Annotated in this window: 12 protein-coding genes; 2 read left to right on the forward strand and 10 right to left on the reverse strand. The window is 37.8% G+C overall.

Annotated features, from left to right (window positions below):
* The 10 genes from QF004_RS05295 to rimP all read right to left on the reverse strand — a co-directional run.
* On the reverse strand, positions 1 to 867 hold an 867-nt coding region (locus QF004_RS05295), incomplete at its 3' end, for a transposase (protein ID WP_307423624.1).
* Between the two features lie 123 nt (positions 868 to 990).
* On the reverse strand, positions 991 to 2379 hold the full coding sequence (locus QF004_RS05300) for a RagB/SusD family nutrient uptake outer membrane protein (RefSeq protein WP_307423627.1): 1389 nt from the start codon (positions 2377 to 2379) through the stop codon (positions 991 to 993).
* Positions 2380 to 2392: 13 nt separating this feature from the next.
* The gene (locus QF004_RS05305) at positions 2393 to 5203 is read right to left on the reverse strand and encodes a SusC/RagA family TonB-linked outer membrane protein (protein WP_307423630.1); all 2811 of its coding nucleotides are present in this window, start codon (positions 5201 to 5203) and stop codon (positions 2393 to 2395) included.
* Positions 5204 to 5592: 389 nt separating this feature from the next.
* Entirely contained in the window at positions 5593 to 7104 is a 1512-nt protein-coding gene (locus tag QF004_RS05310) for a RagB/SusD family nutrient uptake outer membrane protein (RefSeq protein ID WP_307423632.1), read from the reverse strand.
* Between the two features lie 11 nt (positions 7105 to 7115).
* The gene (locus tag QF004_RS05315; RefSeq protein WP_307423635.1) at positions 7116 to 10049 is read right to left on the reverse strand and encodes a SusC/RagA family TonB-linked outer membrane protein; all 2934 of its coding nucleotides are present in this window, start codon (positions 10047 to 10049) and stop codon (positions 7116 to 7118) included.
* A gap of 312 nt (positions 10050 to 10361) precedes the next feature.
* Positions 10362 to 11969 carry a RagB/SusD family nutrient uptake outer membrane protein gene (locus tag QF004_RS05320; protein ID WP_307423638.1) on the reverse strand — a complete coding sequence of 536 codons (1608 nt, stop codon included), beginning with the start codon at positions 11967 to 11969 and terminating at the stop codon, positions 10362 to 10364.
* 11 nt (positions 11970 to 11980) lie between these two features.
* Positions 11981 to 14860, reverse strand: coding sequence for a SusC/RagA family TonB-linked outer membrane protein (locus QF004_RS05325; RefSeq protein ID WP_133438971.1), 2880 nt, complete (start codon positions 14858 to 14860; stop codon positions 11981 to 11983).
* A gap of 772 nt (positions 14861 to 15632) precedes the next feature.
* Positions 15633 to 18512, reverse strand: a complete 2880-nt coding sequence (infB, locus tag QF004_RS05330; RefSeq protein ID WP_133438972.1) for a translation initiation factor IF-2 — start codon at positions 18510 to 18512, stop codon at positions 15633 to 15635.
* A gap of 75 nt (positions 18513 to 18587) precedes the next feature.
* Entirely contained in the window at positions 18588 to 19835 is a 1248-nt protein-coding gene (gene nusA / locus QF004_RS05335; protein WP_133438973.1) for a transcription termination factor NusA, read from the reverse strand.
* Between the two features lie 106 nt (positions 19836 to 19941).
* A complete protein-coding gene (rimP, locus tag QF004_RS05340; protein ID WP_307424172.1) occupies positions 19942 to 20409 on the reverse strand; it encodes a ribosome assembly cofactor RimP in 468 nt (155 codons plus the stop codon).
* A 188-nt stretch (positions 20410 to 20597) separates the two neighbouring features.
* Here rimP and QF004_RS05345 point away from each other — a divergent pair, with 188 nt between their 5' ends.
* Positions 20598 to 21908: a UDP-glucose/GDP-mannose dehydrogenase family protein gene (locus QF004_RS05345; protein WP_307423644.1), complete on the forward strand. Its 1311-nt coding sequence runs from the start codon at positions 20598 to 20600 to the stop codon at positions 21906 to 21908.
* Positions 21909 to 21938: 30 nt separating this feature from the next.
* Positions 21939 to 22916, forward strand: a complete 978-nt coding sequence (locus QF004_RS05350) for a hypothetical protein (RefSeq protein WP_307423647.1) — start codon at positions 21939 to 21941, stop codon at positions 22914 to 22916.
* Positions 22917 to 22931 lie beyond the last annotated feature (15 nt).

Consider the following 22931-nt stretch of genomic DNA (forward strand, 5'->3'; position numbering starts at 1 on the left):
CTGGGATTCGGAACTTACCTGCACGTTGTAGGCGGGTTTAAGTTGCCCATTCTGCATATGATCATCTTTCATGCGCATAAAGGTGGCATCGGGATCAGTCTTACTATAACTGCCACGTCCTGCCAAAACCTTTTCCTGCTCCTCGTACTTATCCAGATTCTGAGAAAAATTCTTTTGAATGTATCTTAATTTTGTCTTTGCTTTGGTAGATGCCTTCGGGTTTTTGCTGATGATCTCTTCTATTTTCTTGGCGGTCTTTTCTATCTTTTCTTTATCGATGGTTTTAAACTCCGGTGGTGTAGGATCGATGTCTTCTTCCTCAGCAATGCTTTGGGCATAGTTCCACATTTGCTCAAGTTGTTCTGCCATCTTTTCTTTTCTGGTCTTAATGGCATTGCCCCAAACGAAGGTGTATCTCCCGGACATAGACTCTATCTTGGTTCCATCGGTAAAAACTTCCTTCAGACTCACCAGTCCTTCCTCTGCTAATAAAAGTACGACCTGTTTAAAAATATCCTTGAAAATAGTCTTTAGTTTCTTGCTTCTTAAACGTGCAATGGTATTATGGTCTGCAATCTGTTGAGCCGACAACCACATGAAATTGATATTCTCACGCATTGCTTTTTCGATCTTCCTGCTGGAATAGGTATTATCCATATAAGCGTAAACCATCACTTTAAGCATCATCTTAGGATGAAAACTCGGTTTACCATCTTTGCTATACTCTGAAACAAGTAATCTCAGATCCAATTGTTCAATGATTCCATTCACAATGCGAACTGGATGATCCTGTGGAATCAACTCTTCGATTGAGGGCGGGAATAACCAGTTTTGCTGCTGGTTATAATCTTTAAATTTAATATTCATATCATTGGTTATCAGTAATTAAAGATACTAAAATCAACTATTAATGACAAATGTTAAACACAAAAAAGCCGTCTCAGTATTGAGACGGCTTCTATATCTATTTAATTACTGTGAGGTAAAAAATTAGTTGTCATATCCAGGGTTAGAAACAACTGGGCTGTTTGCCAAATCTGTTTCGCTTCTTGGAATTGGGAATGCATTCAGATTGATATCTGTTTTTGCACCGGCAGGTCTTGGAACTACATCACCCCATCTTCTTAAATCCCACTGACGAATACCTTCACCTAGAAGTTCTTTCATTCTTTCAGTTTTAAGCATTGCCATATTAACAGTTGTTGCTGCAGCAAGACCACGATTAGTTACAATCTGATTGTAGTAGTTAAGTGCTTTCACCGGGTCACCACCATTCAATTCTGCTTCAACACCGTTTAACAAAATCTCTTCATAACGAAGCATTTTGATATTGTCAGCACCTACACCTTGTGTGTATTTTCCAATACCACTAGCGTTAGAACCGGAAGACAGATATCTGTTGGCTCCAGTAATGAAAGTTCTTCTTACATCATTACTATCGTAAGCTGCTAATGTGCTTGCGTTCACTACAATATTACCGTATCCGTTTGGATTCAATCTTTGTCTGTAAGAATTGGTAGACAATGATGCATTAATCCCTACCGCCAATTCGAAAATTGAGTTAGGTGCTGCTCCATTTAAAGAGAATCTAAAAGTTTCCTGTAATAAACTCGCTGCCGGCACTGAATATTTACCGATTAAGTCATTGGTATAAGTTCTTACTTTAGCATAGTCTCCTTTGTAAAGGTAGAATCTTGAAGCCAAACCTTTAACAGAATTAATCGTCAGTTCTGTTTTAGTAGTTGTAGCAGCAGAACCATTTGCAGTCATTAGCGCCAATGCTTTTGTAAAGTCGGCATCGATTTGCGCTTCAGTTTCAGCAATTGTTGATCTAGCGATTAAAGCTTTTGGATCATACTTCAATGGTAAAACAATACCTAAATTTCCACCGGTATATTTCTGACCATATAATCTTTGTAAGTCAAAGAATCCCAATGCTCTCATTGCGTAAGCCTGTCCCTGCGCATAAGTTGCGTTTTTACGATCTAAATCACTTCCCTTGATTGTAGCAATATCAGTATTGATAACAATATTTGCTTTAGCGATCAATGCGTAAATCTGAGTGTAGGTATTTGTTGCATAAGCATCGTTAGACAACATGGTATAGTTCATTACGTTCTGGTAATAACCACCTGCTAAGTTACTGATCATCTCGTCTGATCTCACCTCACCATATGCTAAGAAATCTGCTCCATAGTAAGTGTTTGATCTCATTGATACATATCCACCTTTTATAAAAGCCTGTACTTCATTAAGAGTGGTAAGGGGGGCTTGTTCTACTTCCTGGAAAAACTCTCTCTTAACGAAGTCATCAGAACATGAAGTTGCTGTGACAGCCATTGTTAGTGAGAGTATTCCTATTTTAATTATATTATTCATTTTCATATTTTTTTTAAAAAGACATATTAACACCAAACAAGAATGATTTTAATACTGGTAAAGCTAGGTTTGTATATCCTGAGATATTAGTTTCCGGGTCAAATTTCAACCTGTCATCAAATCTATGAGTCCATGCGTTGTTAGCCATTACATATACTGCTACCGAGTTAAGACCACTACCAGTTAACATTTTATTATCAAACGTATAACCAAATCTCGCATTGCTTAATCTGATGAAATCTGCATCATATAAGAATCTTGTAGAAGCAGAGTTTGATAATTTATTACCATTAATAATCGGTTTAGGATTATTTGCAGTTGTATTCGCAGGAGTCCAATAATCTCCCATAATGTCGCCATATCCAGGATAGTTAAGAGAGTACTGACCATCACTGTAAGAGTAGTTTGCCCAATCGTCATAAATCTTACCACCTACACCAAATGTAAACTGTAGATCTAAATCAAATCCTTTGTAAGAGATATTGGTATTTGCGCCACCGAATAAATCACTGATGAATGAACCTTGAACCTCTTGCTTAGCAAGGTTATAGTTATTGGTAGTTTCACCGTCTTTCCCGTTGATGAACCAAAGCGGATCGCCGTTCGCAGCATCTACACCAGCCCATTTTCTCAGGTAGAATGTACGTACTCCTTCACCAACTCTAAGTGTTGTTGTACTTGTATTCACAGTACCACCATATAATTCGGTAATCTCATTCTTAAGAGTAGAAACGTTTGCTCCAAGTGACCAGTTAACCTGATTTCTATCACCTCTTAAGATATCAGCTTTCAAAGTAAATTCATATCCTTTGTTTACCAAAGTACCGATATTGTCTAGATAGTTTACTAAACCACCAGCTCTTAATAGAGGTAAGTTGTAAATAAGGTCTTTTGTTTCTTTGTTATAGTATTCAGCAGATAAAGTAATTCTGTTTCTCAAGAAACCTAAATCTAAACCAATATTTAATGGGTTTACGGTTTCCCAAGATAAGTTTGGATTAAATACTCTTTGGTAATTCGCTGCAGCCTGATCATCATAGTTTGCAGTATAAGTATAAGTTGCATAAGGATTCGCAGAAACCTGGTTTCCTAACTTACCGTAAGAAGCTCTAAGTTTCATTAATGAAATTGCATCAATTTCCTTAATGAAATTAATTCTTGCCAAGTCAACACCAACACCTGCAGACCAGAAGTCACCAGCTTTTCTACCTGGAAGGAACTGAGACAATACGTCTCTTCTGTATGAACCATCTAACAGAAACATCTTATCATAGTCATAGTGAGCAGTTACTGCATAACCATATCTGGAAGATAAATCTGCTGTACCAGCGTAACCATAAGGAACAACGAAGTTAGTCAAAGTTGTCAATTCAGGAGAACCCACTGTAATACCAGTTGCGCTCAAGAATTTCCTGTCAGACTTGTATGCTTCCTGGATTAATGACGCACCAACGTTATGCAAACCGAATTTCTTATTATATTCTAAGATATTCTGAACGTTGAAGTTGAAGTATCTGTTTACAGATGTTCTTTGGTAACCCCCATAAGCGTAACCATCACCATGTGTAGGATTCCAATAAGTATCTTCTTCTACACTGATGTATTCAGGAGCGAAGGTAAATCTGTAGGTAAGATTATTAAAGATCTTGTATTCTGCACTTAAGTTAGCAAATGCTCTTAATGTTCCAGCTTGATTATAATTGTTTTCCAAAATGTAACCAGGGTTAAACATATTATTACTTAATCTGCTGTTCGCAGGATTCCAGTAATAGGTGCCATCCGCATTTCTCACAGGATCTGTTGGTCTATTAAAATACTGGGCCAACATTGGGTTAGAAAAAGCACCACCTTCTGAAAGCGTACGAGTTTTCCCATGCGAAAACTGAAAATCCGTAGAGAATTTTAATTTTTCAGTTGCCTGGTAACCTAACTTAGTCGTATAAGACAATCTTTTAAAGAAAGAATTTCTCACGATACTGCTTTGATCAAACATATTTGCCGAAGCATAATACGTAAATTTATCACTACCACCAGACATGCTGAAATCTGCATTTTGCTGGTATCCGTCTTTTCTTACGACATCTGCCCAATTGGTATCTGCCTGAGATTTAAAGATTGGAATTACGGTCGCATTATTAAACTTTCCATCGGTATAATCCTGTACGGTGTAATTATTACCTAACAAATTATTTAATCCATCCTTCAAATATTCCTTGTACTCAGCAGCGGTAAACCCTTTATGGGAATCAACTGCCTGCTGATTGAAACCTGTATTGAAAGACATATTAAATCTTGCTTTCCCCCTTTTACCGGATTTGGTTGTAATTACGATCACCCCAGCACCAGCATCTGCACCATAAACCGCTGTAGAAACAGCATCTTTTAGAACCGTAATACTTTCAATATCATCTGGGTTCATATTCGCCAGAATATTTGCAGTGGTATTGTTTGTCGTTAAATCACCATTAGCAATACGTACTCCATCTACAATATAAATAGGAGTTGTAACCCCATTAATAGATGAAATACCACGTACTCTAACATTGGAAAAACCTCCTGGCTGACCAGAAGCCGATCCTGTTTGCACCCCGGCAACACGACCCTGCAACATCTTATCGATAGACGCAACCGGTACATCTTCAATAGACTTACCAGACATTGTACTGATAGAACCGGTCATTTCCTGAACCGTTTTCTTTTGACCGAAACCAACAACAATTACCTCGTCGATATCTTGAATCTTGGTTGAGTCTTTTTGTGCCATTACCAGTTGTCCTGTAAAGAACAAAACACCAGCGCTTAAAACTCTTAATTTCACATTCATATTAACACATTTTTAATATTTAAGCTACAAATATGTTAATTATATTTAACATGACCAAATTAAATATATGATTCATACTACATCAAGACTGCTCAGGAATTATTATAAATTCATCAGTATTATGTCCGAACGATAAAAACAACACCACTCTATGCTTTTTTAAGATATTTATGATAATTTTATCATAAATATTTGATAAATATTGTTTCCTCAGCATTTATTCAAAACTTCAAACTTATTTTCCACAGGAAAGCATTGAAGTTAAGGATTACTTACAAATTTGGATTGAAAGTTTTGATAACGATAAACATAAAAAAACCGCCATTGCTGGCGGTTTCTCTTATTGAAAAAATTTTATTGAAGATTTACTGTATCTTTCAGATTAGCTTTTATAAATCATTTTGCTTCACCAATCCTTTAGAAGCATCAATTTCACCTTGTGGTATCAACCATGTCCATCTTTTGTCTCCTGCAGGAACAGTAAGCAAGTTGTTTGTTACAGCGGAGACCTGATTGGTACCCGTTCTGTCTAAAGGTAAGTTCAATCTTTTGAGATCTAGGAATCTGAAACCTTCCCCCCAAAGCTCCAGTCTTCTGCTATTAAGGATCTCATCAACATAAGCTTGACCGGTTGTGGTAGCGCCAGCATAAGAAGGGTTTCTATTTTTCTCGAATTCGTTAAAAACGATCTTAGATTGTGCCTCTTTATTATCTCTAGCCAAAGCTTCTGCTTCAATCAAGTACATTTCTGCTGCTCTCATGAATGGAATATCTCCTAAACTTGTATTATTATCAATCGCGCCAGATGAGTTTGTTGATAAGAATTTCTGAGAAGTGTAAGGCACTTTCAAATAAGTTGAAGGCAAATTAAGAGCTGTATGAGCGCCCGTCGGGTCAATAACTTGAGTTCTCACATCTGTAGTTGCAAATTTAGCATACAACAAATTGTTTACTACTTTTGGAGCCTGTCGGATCTGAGATGAATTATAATTTCTAGACATATATCCCATGAAGTTTCCAAAATAATCAGAAGTAGTATCCAAAGGCTTATACCCCCATAACCATTCAACATTATCATAATTATTGAATCCTTTTTTATAGTCAGCATTAGTCATCAAAGCAAAACCAGCTCTCGCTTCTTTGGCATAAGTAGCCGCCTGTGAATATTTCCCTTGAGTTAAAGCTACTCTAGCCATCAAACCTTTTACAACGCTCGCATTAAAATGCGATTTATTTGTCCTTGCTTTACCAGAAAGCAATCCAAATGATGAAGTAAGATCATTATTGATAGAAGTATAAACTTCTTCTAATGACGCTCTAGGAATTGCTTCGAACTCTAGATCTAACCTTAACGGAACTCCCATTTGAGTATTATTACCACCCGCAACATATCTATTTGCATAAATTTGAGAAAGCATGTAGTAAGAGAATGCTCTAAATGCATAAGCTTCACCCATTAATTTATCTTTAACAGCCTGATCACCTGCAACTGCTGGAGTTTTAAGGATTACGATATTGGCCATTCTGATCTGCTCATAATAGAAATCGTAAGGGTAAAATAAGTTTCCAGAGTTTGCATTGGCATTATCCAACCATCTGATTGTACTCACATACCAGTTTGGACCGGCAGCAGGGAAAATTAAATCCTCACCCATGACGTCCATATAAATCATAATTCCGGTATTCCCGTTCTGACCCTGACTAGAGTTTTGTCTTAAATACATATTTCTATGCATTCCGTTAATAATAGTACTTATATTCTCTATAGAACCAGAAGCCAACTGCTCACTTACAGAATCTGTTGGACCTGTTTCCAAATAATCTCTGTCGCATGATGAAACCATGCTCAATACTACTGAAGCAGCAGCAAATAAGATTGTTTTTTTATTAATAAATTTCATTTTTCGATTTTTTAAAAAGTTGTACTTAATCCAAAAGTAATAATTCTGGCACTAGAGTATCTAGGGTTTACAGTTCCGTTAAATGATTGGTAAGGCTCTAATCCCTGTCTTTTACTTGACAACCAGAGATTTTCACCACTTACAAATAGTTTCAGACTGTTTATTCCTACATTTTTCACTACATCTTTATTGAAGTTATATCCCAATGAAGCATTCCTCAACATCACATAACTTGCATCCACCAACCATCGGGAAGATCCTGCATTAGCTTCAACTGCTGTAACTGAATTAAGTACCGGCACATCTGTTATTTGACCTGGAGTCGTCCATCTGTCTAACAAATCTACGTGTGCTGCTCCACCTTGTAGGTAAGATACCATTAGGCCTGCATAGTTCGTATCATAGATTTTACCACCAAACTGATAGTTAAATGCTGCTGACAACTCAAAATTCTTAACATTTAAAGTAGTAGAAATATTCCCGAAGAAATCTGGAATTGCAGAACCTTGGTACTCATATTTAGCTTTTGCTTGTTTTGTTGTTACAAGCGTGCCATTCACGGTTCTAACATCTGCCGCTTTTAAATCCGGATATAAAGTCTGATCTAAGACATACAATGCTGCTCCATCACTAGAATCTACTCCATACCAAGTTTTCAGCCAGAACGCATACAGGTCTTTCCCCACCATCAATTTCTTACTTCCGTTAATAATTGACTCCTGTGGAAGTTTAGTAATCTCATTTTTGTAAGAGGTACCATAAGCATTAACGGTCCATTTTACATTTTGGTTTTTGATTACATCTACACCGATTGTGAGCTCATATCCTTTATTGGTAACATTACCAACATTGGTCTGGATACTGTTTCCAGGAATACCAGGATTCAAAGGAGTTGGAACAGGGAAAAGAAGATCTCTTGTTTCTGAGTTATAGTATTCTACCGTCCCTCTTATGCGTCTGTTAAATAATTCAAACTCCAAAGCGATATCTGACTGGGCTTTAGTTTCCCAGGAAATAGATGGATCCGCTACATTTGACAAAATAACTCCCGGTTCCGTACCATTATTATACCCTAAATCGAATACAGATTGGTAAGGATACCATGAAGATAAAGCATCGTTTCCTACTTCACCGTAAGACCCTCTTAATTTTAAGAGATTAATCGCTTTAATATTGCTGATGAAATTTTCTTTAGACATCACCCAACCTGCACCGGCAGACCAGAATGAAGCCCATCTAACATCTGTTGCGAATCTAGAAGAAGCATCCCATCTGATAGATCCTTCTAATAAATATTTCTCAGAGAAGTTATATTTTAAGCTACCAAACCAGCTTTCTTTTGTTCTGGTGTCAATTTGAGAATTGATGCTTGTATTGTCTACAAATCCACCAAATTCATACGCTCCAGCGACACTTTGGTTTCTTTTATAACCATATAAATAATCACGTAAAAAAGCACTGTTTTCATGACCTGCAAGAGCAGTAAAAGCATGATTACCAAAAGACTTGTCATACGTTAAAACTTGATTAAAAGTATAATCACGGTTAAAATAAGCAGTTCTTGAAGCAGACCCAACACCGATAGCATCACCTATAAAAGTATTGGTAAAGATTTTATTAAGAGTTCCCCTATAGTTATATGCACCATTAGTTCTGAAGGTTAATTCAGGAAGTAATTTCATTTCTGCATATACATTTCCTTGGGCATTATAAGTATTAGTGGTGTTATTATTTAATAATGTTTCCCAAACGATGTTACGTCCTGATGCTGCATCCGGACCTCTCATTGCACCGGCATCATAAAGCACTTCCCCATCTGGACCGTACATTCTTTCCCCGGTTACCGGATCATGCTGGTAGGGGCTATAAATAGGCCCCATCCGTCTTGTCCAAGAATATGGATTAATAAAAGAAGAACTGCTGTCAACACCATCTACGGCAATATTACCACTACTTACGGAAGCATTTAAGCTTGTTCCTAATTTCAACCAAGATTTAACTTGAGAATCAGCGTTAAGACGCAATCCGATTCTTTCGAAGTCTGATTTAGTAATATATCCTTCCTCTTTTAAATAACTCAAAGAAGAAAAGTAAGTACTTTTATCATTACCACCTGTAAAGCTTAAGTTGTGATCCTGTCTTATTCCAACACCAATTAGAGGTTCAGCCCAGTCGAAATCATTGTATTTCAATTGTGCATTAGGATTTAAAACCCCGTCTACAACTAACGTACTATTTGGCACGTTAAAAACATTAGTTTTTAAGTTTCCTGTTATCAAGTTAGCAGAAGCCCAGGCGTTTGAGGCTGCAATACCTTCAGCTGGAGTTGACGTTCTTCTACCATTTCTCATTGCCTCCCAAGCTAACACATAATAATCAGCAGGACCCACTCTGTCGTATTCTTTAATAAATCTACTGCTAATACCAGTACTGGTATTCAAAGTTATTTTTGAAGAATTTTTCTTACCTCTTTTAGTGGTAATCATAATTACTCCATTCGCAGCAGATGAACCATATAGTGAAGTCGACGCCGCATCTTTCAATACGTTCAAACTTTCAATATCGTTAGGATTAATCGAATTCAAGTTTCCCGGAAAAGGAACACCATCTACAATAATTAAAGGCTCATTAGAAACTGAATAAGATCCCGTTCCTCTAATTCTAATAGAAATCCCATCACCCGGCTGCCCACTACCGGAAGCAACTTGAATACCAGCACCAGCTCCGTCTAAAGCTTGCAGCACATTTGAAATTGGACGCTCCTCAATCTCTTTAGCACCAACCTGTACGTTTGCTCCTGTCAAAGTAGACTTTTTCTGAACACCATATGCAACAACTACAACCTCTTCGATATTCTGAGTTTTGGTTGAGTCCTTTTGCGCCATAACTGCCTGTCCTGTAAAAAACAAAACCCCAGCAGTTAAAACTTTTAATTTCACATTCATATTAACACATTTTAATATTTAAGGTGCAAATATGTTAATTAGTTTTAACATGAGCAATAGAGAATTTCATTTTCTACTATAATAGTGTCCATTTATATGTATATTTTGAGTATTAAAAACACATTATGCATTTAATATTCAAAATATACACTCTTTAAGTAATTTTTAATCCATTCAAGCTCGCCTTTTTAATAATGTAATATTTAAAAAAAACATTATTTAGAATAATTATAAACATAAAAAAAACCGCCATTGCTGGCGGTTTCTTTTGAAAAAATACATTTGATACTTCTTATCAAAATCTGACTTTAATTAATAACCTGGATTTTGCTGAGCAGCCAAAACAGGATTAGCACTCGTTTCCAATGTTGGGATTGGCCATACATATTTATGATCAGCATAAGGAATAGCCGGGACATCAGTAGTTTTATAAACATATGGAGTTCCGATTTGGTAATCCGCATAGGTTGGATTCTGACCATTTCTGTATTTCGCCGGAATTCCAACTGCTGGCGTAAGAGCATCCTGCTGTAATCTGTGGATGGTGTTCCACCTCAATCCCTCTGCCAGGAATTCGATTCTTCTTTCCAGTAACACTGCATTTACAGCCGCCGCTGGTGTTGTGAAAGCAACATACTGCTCTGTTGCAGGATTTGTTAGAGATCGGTTTCTCACCGAATTCAGGTCTGCCAAATACGTAGCATCACCCAACCTTGCCTTAGCCTCAGCTCTGTTCAGCAGAACTTCTGCATATCTTAAAAGCGGTGAAGCATCCGTCAAAGTACTTGTATCCTTGTATTTATTCGACAGCAGAAATGACGGTTGCGAAGGCTGAGTAGGAGTACCAGCAGTCATTACAGTTTTTACCAGATTGGCACCTCTTCGTTTATCTGTTGCCAGCCATGATGGCTGATTCCAGATTACAGGGCTGATTGCGATTAAAGCTCTACCATTATATTGTGAAGCTAAAGCACCATTTACACTTGGATTGTTGGTTGCAGAATTTTCCAAAGAGAAAATACTTTCAGTATTACCGTAATTGTTAGCAAAAGGAGTATTCGGATCCGCAGTCAGTGTATAAAGACCATTTAATTTATTGGCTTCGTCAATGACTTTCGGATAATCCGCTTTGCTTAAATACACTCTTGTTTTTAATGCAATCGCTGCCTCTTTAGTTGCGTATACTATGGCGTTTTTAGCAGATCTTGCCGCCTTAGAAGTCATCAACGTTTCTGCCTTATCTAAATCCGCTAAAAGCTGCGTGTAATTCGCGGCTACAGTTCCTCTTGGAAGACTTGCATTCTCTTCAATAGTTGGCAAAGAGTTGCTTGCTTTCAACCTATAAGGAACCCCAAGGTGCGATGCATCTGCAGTATGTTTATAAGGCCGCGCAAAGAAGTTAAGCAATTCATAATGACTGAATGCCCTAAAAAACAAAGCCTGTCCGATATAATCATTCCCTTCTGCTTCCGGAATAACTCCACTCTGAATAGCCTTGGTAACGCCTTCGATCACAAGATTAGCCCTGTTAACTAGCCTGTAAGTATCTACCCAGTAGTACACGGTATTTAATGCCCCTGAAGGATCCCAAGTCCCTGTATAAGTTATCGCATAGAAAGAAGCTGTATTCACCATATCTTCGCCCCGCATGTCGTTTTGCTGAAAATAAGCGGCACCAAAAGGATAACCCCTACCTGCGGATGATGGATTTGCGTTATTATACTGCCCGATTGCCGCTGCCTGATACATCCCATTCACCGAGAGGATGATGTTTTCTTTGGAGCTGAAAGCCACCTCTTCACTAATCTGATTATGAGGTGTAAGTTCCATAATATTCTCCCTGTTACAGCCGGTGAGAGTGAACGCAGCAACTGCCAGTGACAAAAAATACTTTTTTGTTTTGATATTTTTGATATTCATATTAATAATTTTTAGAAAGTTGCATTAATTCCGAAGGAAATTGTTCTTTGTCTTGGTACTGCATTATAATCCATTCCCAGATTTTCCATCTCAGGATCAATCCCTTTATAATTGGTAAACATTATTGCATTCTGCACAACGCCATAAATCCTAAACTTAGTTAGATTGATACTGGACAGCATTGCAGGATCTAAGGAATAACCGAGGGTAATGTTATCAATTTTCACGAAGTCACCCTTCTCCACAAATCTAGAAGTAGCCTGGCCATTTAAATTAATGAAATTTCCTCTACCTCCATGTAATTTCGGAGTCCAACCATCTCCAGGATTGCTGGCACTTTGCCATCTTCCTAAGATTTCAGATCCGTTGTTATAAAAGTCCTGGTTGAGCAATTCTCTTCTTGTAACATTAAAAATATTATTTCCCCCGCTAAATCTTGCCATTACACTAAAATCAAATCTCTTATATTGTAATGTCGTATTCACAGAACCAAAATAGGTTGGAAGCGTATTCCCTAATATTTGTCTATCATCATTTGTCAATGAAGAAGCGGTTCCCAGGTTACCTGGATTGGTAGGATCAAATAAATAATAGCCCTGATTGGCAATATTCGCCTGCACCAAAGAACCATCAGCTTTATAGTACACCGGATTACCGTTTGCTGCATTCACTCCCCAATATTTATATCCGTAAAGGGATCTTAAAGATTCTCCTTCTCTGATAAGATAAGCGGTTTCGCCGTTTTGGGATTGAATAATATCCTTACCATCTACCAAACCTGTAACTTTATTATCCATTAAAGTCAAATTACCTCCAATACTCCATTTCAGATTTTCATTTTTTAAGATATCAGCGTTCGCGGAAAATTCGAAACCACGATTCTCCATACTTCCAATATTTTTATTGACCGAATTACCCGGAACCCCTAAAGAAGGCGATAATGGTACTGCAAGAATTAACCCGTCATTCTCATTAACAAAATAATCAGCACTAAAAGTAATTCTGTTTTTCAATAATCCAAAGTCTGCACCTAAGTTTTTCTTGGTATTTGTTTCCCATTTAAGCTGATCATTCCCTGCCTGCGAGTAGCCAATACCATTATAATCAGCATATTTAAAACTATTATACAATCCTAAATATGGATAATTTCCAATATCGGTATTTCCCACTTTTCCATAAGATGCCCTCAGTTTCAATTCAGAAAGCGTGTTAAGATCCTTCATAAAACCTTCATTTGAAACTGTCCATCCCAAGGAAACTCCTGGGAAATTACCCCATTTATTCGCCGTTGGTAAAGAAGACAAACCATCTCTTCTGATTGTTCCCTGAACAAAGTATTTATTCGCAAAATTATAGCTCAATCTTGCAGCATAAGAAATTAGACCGTTCTCCGTAGCACCTCCACCGGAATATTGAGTTGCATATGAACCAGAAATCACCCCTACATCACCAAAGAAATCAGAGGACAATCCCTGACCATCAGCAAAAAAACTGTTTGTTTTCTGCTTTTGGTATTCATTAACCAAAACCACATTTAAGTTATGTGATCCAAATGTTTTGTTAAAGTTCAGGATATTTTGAATATTCCACCGATCAAGGTTCAGGTAATTATTATCGATATACCCTCCTCTTGAAAAACCGTCACCGTGAACCCTATTCCAATAGAGAAACCCGGTAGTGACAGAACGGTCTTTACTTACTTGCAGTTTGTAATCTAACCAGTCAGTAATTTTCACATCTCCCGCTATACTCCCAATAAATCTGGAAAGATCAGAAGTGTATTTATTATTATTCACAACATAGGCGATGTTTGTAAGATCACTGGTAATTGGGATTAAGTTATCCCACTGACCAACTCTGCTTACGGTGCCTTGCGTATAAATATTATAACCAGTAGGTGTTCTGGTATCATATATCGGTGTATTAGGCAATTGACGCACTGCACTAAACATTGCTCCGGAAATTGAATTATATCCATTATTCAATCCTTTATAAGATGTTTCCGAGTAGGCAAAATTAGTACTGAGTTTAAACCAATCTGTAACCTTTTGATCGGCGTTCATTCTCAGTGAAATTCTCTCCATGGCATTTGGGGTAATCACCCCTTCCTGCTTTGTATATCCTAGAGATGCGTAATAGTTACCCTTTCCGAGCCCACCAGTCATCGACAAGAAATGATCGGTCTGCGTACCTGCTCTAAGCACCGCTTTTTGCCAATCAGTATTATAATCGCTTCCTTTAGCCCATACTGTTCCAGCTGCTTTTGCTTTTTCATTAGAAATTGTCAAGAAGTCGGGAGTCTCCAGTAGATCCAATTTCTTCACTACACTTGCTACACTGAACATGTTATTATAAGATACCGTAAATTTTCCGTTTTTCCCTTTTTTTGTAGTAATCAAGACAACCCCATTAGCGGCGCGAGAGCCGTAAATTGCAGTTGCTGCCCCATCTTTCAGCACGGTCATCGATTCAATATCAGCGGGATTAATATCCGCCAATGCATTGGTGTAAGTATTCCCGCCACCGGTATCGCCGGCAAAAATAGGAACTCCATCAACCACATATAATGGCGATGTACCAGACGTTATCGTATTCACCCCCCGAATACGCACTGTTGGCGCTCTGCCAATATCGCCTGAGCTACTTACCACCTGTACGCCCGATGCCCGACCCGCTAATTGCGCTTCGAACGTAGGAGTATTCAAATTGGCGATATCACTTCCTTTCACGGTTGTAATGGAGGAAGTTACATCTGCCTTCTTTTGGGTCCCATAGCCGACTACAACAACCTCCTCAATATTTTGAGTTTTAGTTGAGTCCTGCTGTGCCACTAACGCCTGTCCTGTAAAAAACAAAACACCTGCGGTCAAAATTCTTAATTTCACATTCATATTAACATATTTTAATATTTAATTGGCAAATATGTTAATAAAACTTAACATCAGCAATACCCTTTTGTGAACTTTATCACAATAACTTAAATTAATAACCTATAAAACATCATTTTACTAAATTAATAACAGATATCGCATTGTATATTAAATTTTAACTAATAAATATCAATTTTTATCAACACAAAAATATTACATCAAACGCTAATCTATATCCATTCTAAATAATTACCCATCAATAATGTTATTTTGTTGTAAAAAACAATAAAATATTTAGCTTTTCGTTTAAATTTAACACCCATAATAAGACATCAATGATAAATTGAAAATAATGAGTATCAGAAAATCTTATGATCATCCGAATTTTAAAAACATTAAATATACAGGAACAGGGATCCTCAAAAAAAATAATATAGTAAAACACAGTACTTTAAATTTTCACAGGATTCTTTTCGGGAGTTGAAAAGCTAACTTTTGACCATAGCCCTTTAACATCATTCTCATGAACTCCTCATGAACTATCCATGAAGTATCCATGAAGCATCTATGGAGCATCGATGAAGCAATATTGTAAGTGACCCGTCCTGAAATAACTATACAGATTAATAAATAAATCCTGATATCACTATTTCAGGACAAGACACTCGAACCCATTCTGAAATAGCCGATACAAATCATCTAGGCACTTTAGAAGTTTCTTCTTGACCTAAAAATATCTTCCTTAAAACAAAAAAACCTGCTAAGCTAGCAGGTTTTAAATATATTTAAAGAATTACTTTAATTTTTTCTTTACAGAAATCTCTTCGTAAACTTCCAGAATATCGCCAACTTCAATATCATTGTAGCCTTTAATATTCAGACCACATTCGTAGCCTTTGGTTACTTCTTTTACATCGTCTTTGAAACGTTTCAAACTTTCAAGTTCTCCATCGAATTTTACGATACCGTCGCGTAACAAACGAATTTTCGAGTTTCGGGTTACTTTTCCGGTAAGAACCATACATCCTGCAATAGATCCTACTTTCGAAATTTTGAACACTTCACGGATTTCTACGTTCCCGATTACCTGTTCTTTTATTTCTGGTGAAAGCATTCCTTCCATCGCTTCTTTTACCTCGTCAATTGCCTTATAGATAACTGAATAGGTTCTGATCTCGATTTCTTCTTTGTCAGCCAGTTCTTTTGCATTAACACCTGCTCTCACATTAAAGCCGATCATAATTGCATCTGAAGCCGCTGCTAATAAAACATCTGATTCAGTAATCTGACCTACTCCCTGGTGAATAATTTTCACGCTGATTTCCTCGGTAGATAAACTTTGAAGCTGATCTGAAAGTGCTTCTACAGAACCATCCACGTCCCCTTTCAGGATAATGTTCAATTCTTTGAAGTCTCCTAACGCAATACGTCTTCCTAATTCGTCTAACGTTACGTGTTTCTTGGTTCTAACGGATTGCTCACGCTGCAACTGTTCTCTTTTGGTTGCAATTGTTTTGGCCTCCCGTTCATCTGCAAATACCCGGAAACGATCTCCGGCAGTTGGTGCGCCATCTAACCCCAATACCGTAACCGGCATCGATGGTCCTGCTTCTTCCATCGGTTTCCCTCTTTCATCAAGCAATGCTTTTACTTTACCATGATTTTTACCTGCAAGTACATAGTCACCTACTTTCAACGTTCCAGCCTGTACCAGTATTGTGGAAATATATCCTCTACCTTTATCTAAAGAAGCCTCGATTACGACACCACTTGCATTTTTATTTGGGTTGGCTTTTAATTCTAATAATTCCGCCTGCAATAATACTTTCTCTAAAAGAGCGTCCATATTATTACCAAACTTGGCAGATACTTCCTGTGACTGTACATTACCACCCCACTCTTCTACCAGAACATTCATGGCAGAAAGCTGCTGGCGGATGTTGTCTGGGTTAGAGTTTGGCTTGTCCACTTTATTAATAGCAATAATCATTGGAACTCCCGCCGCCTGTGCGTGAGAAATTGCTTCTTTCGTTTGTGGCATCACATCATCATCAGCTGCGATTACGATAATTGCAATATCTGTAACCTGCGCCCCCCTGGCTCTCATCGCGGTAAACGCCTCGTGACCTGGCGTATCTAAGAATGTTATTCTCTGACCATTCTCCAACTTCACGTTATAAGCACCAATGTGCTGTGTAATTCCACCGGATTCACCAGCGATTACATTTGTTTTTCTGATATAATCGAGTAATGAAGTCTTACCGTGATCTACGTGTCCCATTACGGTAACGATCGGCGCTCGGGTAATCATATCCTCCGCAGTATCGGTATCTTCTTCCAGTGCAGATTCCTCTACATCGGCATCAGAGAATTCAATGTTGTATCCGAATTCGTCAGCAACAAGTAATAAAGTATCAGCTTCTAAACGCTGATTCATGGTTACCATAACTCCCAGTGAGAAACAGGCAGATATTACTTCTGTAGGACTCACGTTCATTAATGAAGCTAATTCACCTACGGTAATAAATTCTGTTATCTTAAGAGTTCTGTCTGCTGCATCGATCTCATCCTGACGCTCATCCTGTTCTCTTCGGTAAACTCTTTTCTCTTTTCTGTATTTGGCTCCTTTATTTTTCCCTGCCTTGCTGGTCAGTTTTTCTAAAGTTTCCTTAATTTGATTTTTAACTTGCTCGTCAGTCAGTTCGACAGGCATTACAGGGCCTCTTCTTACAGGACCTCTGTTGGCGCCTCCACCACCCTGATATCCAGGTCGGTTGCCACCACCACCTTGACCAGGCGGACGATTCCCACCCTGACCAGGAGGACGGTTGCCTTGACCTTGTCCAGGAGGGCGATTACCCTGAGTCCCCTGCTGAGTTGCCCCACCAGTAGGATTGGGTTTTTCAATACGCTTTCTTTTCTTCTTGGCAGCGGCTGAATTTGCGGAAGGTTTTGGTTTATTAAACTGTGATAAATCCACGGTTTGTTTCAGGATTTTCACCCCTTCCAATTTTTTATAAACCGTTTCAATTTTATCCGATTCAGGCGGTATTACCGCTTCAGGTTTCGGAGTTTCTACGGCCGGCGGCGCTGGAGTTTCTACCACTGCAGGCACAACGGGTGCTTCCTGTATTTTTTCTACAGGTGCTTTTTCCGTGATGGCCTCTGGTTTTTTGGATTGATCGTTCTTGGACGATCGTGGCTTATGGCCTTCAATTTTCGACAAATCAATTTTATCCAAAACCTTAAATTCCTGTTTTTCAGAAACAGGTGCTTTTTCAGCAACAGGTGCTTTTTCAACCACAGGTTTTGGCTCTTCCGCTGGTGGAGCTGGCTGCTCTTTCTTCACTTCGGATATCTTTTGATCTAAGTCTATTTTACCTAAAATCCGGGTTTCAGGTCTAAGACTTGCTTTGGCTCTTATTACCTCAGGTTGTGATGGCTCGATTTCCAGTTTTTCTTCCGGAACTTTAGCGATCACCACCTCATGAGAAGCTTTTCTCTGTTCCCCGTCTTTGCGGAACTCAGCTTCTAATGCAGAATATGCCGATTCTTCCAATTGAGCGTTCGGGTTACTTTCTACCTCGATTCCTTTGGCATGTAGAAATTCTACAAGTCTCGTCATCGAAATATTAAATTCCTTAACCGCTTTATTTAATCTAATTTTTGGCATGTATACTTTATACTTTTATTTTAATTTTTGGCAAAGTTAACCTATTTTAACTTTAGATACAGTATTTAGAATTTTTTAGTCTTCTAACTCTTCTTTCAGGATGCGTTTTACCTCCGCAATGGTTTCTTCTTCTAAATCTGTTAAATTAACCAACGCGTCGGTTTCTTTATCCAGAACACTTTTTGCGGTATTCAGGCCTACTTTCTGGAACTCGTCGATAATCCACTGTTCGATATCCCCTTCGCCGGATCCTGCGAATTCTCTTAATTCAACATCATCATCTTCACTTGTCTCCCGGTATACATCAATGTCGTAACCGCTTAACCAGGAAGCCAATCTGATGTTTTGACCTTGCTTACCAATGACTCTCGAAATTTCTTCTACCGGTGTGTAAACCAATGCATAGTTCGTTTCTTCATTGATCTCAATTTTATTAATGGTAATATTTCCCAAGGCTCTTTTCACCATGATTTCAGGGTTTTTCGACCACTGAATAACATCGATGTTTTCGTTTTTCAACTCGCGGACAACGCCGTGAATTCTGGAGCCTTTTACTCCAACGCAAGCTCCAACCGGGTCGATTCTGTCATCGTAAGCATCTACCGCAATCTTCGCTTTTTCACCAGGGATACGGACTACTTTTTTCAAAATAATGGTACCATCCTGGATCTCCGGTATTTCCATTTCCAGTAATTTCTCCAAAAATCTTGGTGCCGTTCTGGAAACGATAATCTGAGGTTTTGAACCTTTAAAATCAACACTTTCTACAATCGCACGAACGCTTTCTCCTTTTTTAAAGAAGTCCGAAGGGATTTGATTTTCTTTTGGCAAGATGAATTCATTTTCTTCATCATCCAACAAAATAACGTGTTTGTGACGAATATGGTGCACTTCACCAATTACGATTTCACCAATTTTATCTCTAAACTGATCGTATAAAACCGCATTATTATGTTCCTGAAGTTTGGTCGCCAAAATTTGTTTCAGCGTAAGAATACTTCTTCTTCCTAATTGTTCGATAGGAATTTCTACGGTAAAATCTTCACCGACGTCAAAAGTTGGATCTATTTTTTTTGCTTCTGAGATTTCTATTTCCAGATCATCATCTTCAGACATTTCGTCTGCTACAATCGTTTTATTTAAAAATATCTGAAAATCTCCTTTATCTGGATTTACAATGACATCAAAATGATCATCAGAATCGAATCTTTTTCTCAGTAAAGTTTTCAATGAGTCTTCGATAATCGCCATCAGATCTATCTTGCTGATGTTTTTGTCTTCTTTGAAATCGCCAAATGCTTCAATCAATGCTAAACCGTCCATTTATCTATGTTTTGTTTAAGGTTTGAAATATAAAGTTTTTACCCTTTAAATTTAATTCAATTTATCATAAAAGAGTGCCTAATTATAAATTATCACTCTTTTGTTTTTAGAACTTTATCGCAACAAGTGCTTTTTTAATATCGGAATAAGGAATCTCTTTTTCTTCAACCACATCTACTTTTCCTTTTCCTATTTCTTTTGGTTTTCGGTATTTCAGAACCAAGGTGATTTTATCTTCCTCCACTTTTGCTAACTCGCCTTCAATTTCCGAAGAATCATTCATTAGCAACTCCAGGGATCTGCCAATGTTTTTACGGTATTGCCTTGGCATATTAAGTGGTTCACTTAATCCCGCGCTCATTACTTCCATCGAAAAATCATGTTCATCACGATCCATATTGAATTCAATCGCGCGGCTTGCATCTAAACAGTCCTGAAGCGTCACTCCATGGTCACCATCTAAAATCACCCGAATATGATCGGTCACAGAAAATTTAATATCAATCAAAAAAAGATCTTCTCTTTCTGCTAAAAAATCGTTTAATAGTTGTTCTATTTGCGCTCTAAACTCCATATCTTTCTCAAATACTCTTACGAAAAAAGGCTTTCTTCCGAAGGCCTTTTCATTATAATTTCCGTAAATCTTTTGCAAATATACACATTTTAAATAAAATATCAAAATAATTACATTTTATTGAAAGCGCAATAAACACCAGAGAAACGATTAATTCTTATATTTGCAGCAATAAAAAAACTTGCATTGTGAATATTACGATCGTTGGAACAGGTTATGTAGGCCTGGTTACCGGAACTACTCTGGCAGAATTGGGAAACACGGTTTACTGTGTGGATATCGACGCCAAAAAAGTAGCGCGCATGAAACAGGGAAGCGTTCCTATTTATGAGCCGGGTCTCGAAGAAATGTTCCTTAGAAATATTCAGGCACAACGATTATTTTTCACCACCGACATCAAAGAAGCCCTTGACAAAAGCGAAGTCATTTATCTTGCTTTACCGACTCCACCGGGAGAAGACGGTTCTGCCGATCTTTCTTATGTGATTTCTGTAGCCAACCAAATTGGTGAAATGATGACGGACTACAAAGTGATCGTGAATAAATCTACCGTTCCGGTGGGGACTGCGGATAAAGTTCGCGAAACCATTGCTGCTAAAACAAAAATAGCATTCGATGTGGTTTCTAATCCGGAATTTCTACGGGAAGGATTTGCCGTAGAAGATTCTATGAATCCTGCGCGCGTGATCGTAGGAAGTGAATCTGAGAAAGCCCAGGAAGTGATGGCAAAGATTTATCAGCCGTTTACCAATACCGGAATTCCTATTATTTTCATGGATGAAAAATCTTCGGAATTAACCAAATATGCCGCGAATTCTTTTCTGGCCGTAAAGATTACTTTCATGAATGAAATCGCCAACTATTGCGAAAAGGTGGGCGCCGATGTCGACAAAGTCCGTTTAGGAATGGGTTCTGATGACCGGATCGGCCATCGTTTTCTTTTCCCGGGAATCGGTTACGGCGGAAGTTGTTTTCCGAAAGATGTGAAAGCACTCATCAAATCCGGAAAACAGGAAGGCTTTGATTTCCAGATTTTAGAAGCAACGGAAGAAGTGAATCAGAATCAAAAAATAATTCTGGTTTCTGAAATTGAAAAGTATTTTAAAGGAAATATAGAAGGAAAGAAAATTGCACTCTGGGGGCTGGCTTTTAAAGCGAATACCGACGATATCCGGGAAGCATCTTCTTTAGACAACATCAAAATTCTTCTGGAAAAAGGTGCCGAAATCACCGCTTACGATTCTATTGCCGAAGATAATGTACGCCAGGTTCTTGGAGATCAAATTTCTTATGCTAAAGATATGTACTCCGCTCTGGAAGGCGCAGACTGTCTTTTGATCGCTACAGAATGGAGTGAATTCAAAAACCCCAACTTCGAACTGATGGCGCAGAAGATGAGAAACAAAGCCATCTTCGACGGCCGGAATATGTTTGCCCTGGAACAGGTGGAAGATAAAGGGTTTTTCTACAAATCGATCGGTAGAAAAACTTTAAGATAAAGTTTTTTAAAAAATATAAAGCAATCCAATTTGAAATTAAATTTATTTTCAAAAATTATATTTGCAGTTCTGTTGGCTTTCACGGTTAACAGTTTTGTGTATTTTGGATTCGCGAATATCTACTCTTCCAAAATTTTTACTTATCAGAGTTTTCAGGAACAGTTTCATTCCGGAATTTATCAGTACAGGATTTTAAGCGGTTATTTTTTAATTTGGATTTATGATTTTTTATCCATTTTAAATATTGATTACAATATATTAAAGTTAAAATTTCTGAGCGCCAATTCTGAACCGCAAATGTATCTGTCCTTTTACCTTCTCAACACTTTCTTTATTATGTTATCGGCAATTATATTAACTTTAATTACCGAATCCAAAAACTTTATCGCGACCAACTCTGAAAAGATCCTCATCACTTCGGTGGCGATATTCAGCATTGCTTTATCTCAATTCGTGGTGGTTCCGTACGATATCCCGAGTTACTTTTTTATATTGCTATTCTTTTATTGCTTCATTGGTTATTTAGAAAAACAATCCGTTTCAAAATTAATCCTTTTAAGTGCGGTCATCATTATTTCTACTTTTAACAGAGAATCTTCAGCGTTATCCCTTTCATTGGCCGCCACCTTATTATATGCAAAATTTGGGATGAGAAAAGAAACCTTTTTGCCAGTTATCGTTTTGGGAACTGCATTCGTCAGCGTTTATTCCGGACTCAGATTGATGAGTGACAATTTCACGACGAACGATGGCAATTTATTTATTCAGAATTTCACGCAGCTTAAAAACATTTTAGGATTGTTATTTTGGCTGGTGTTTTTTACACTCCCCTTGGTACTGGCCAAAGATCAAAAAACGGTAAAGCTGATTCTTGTGTTCCATTTACTTTCTGTACCGTACTTGCTATTGTGTTTCTACACGGGAATATTATATGAAATCCGCTTATATATTCCACTTTTGATAACATCTTTATCATTAAGCAGGACAGAACTTACTGGAATTCATTAATTTATCTTATTTTTG

Source organism: Chryseobacterium sp. MDT2-18 (assembly GCF_030815285.1).
Taxonomy (GTDB): domain Bacteria; phylum Bacteroidota; class Bacteroidia; order Flavobacteriales; family Weeksellaceae; genus Kaistella; species Kaistella salivictor.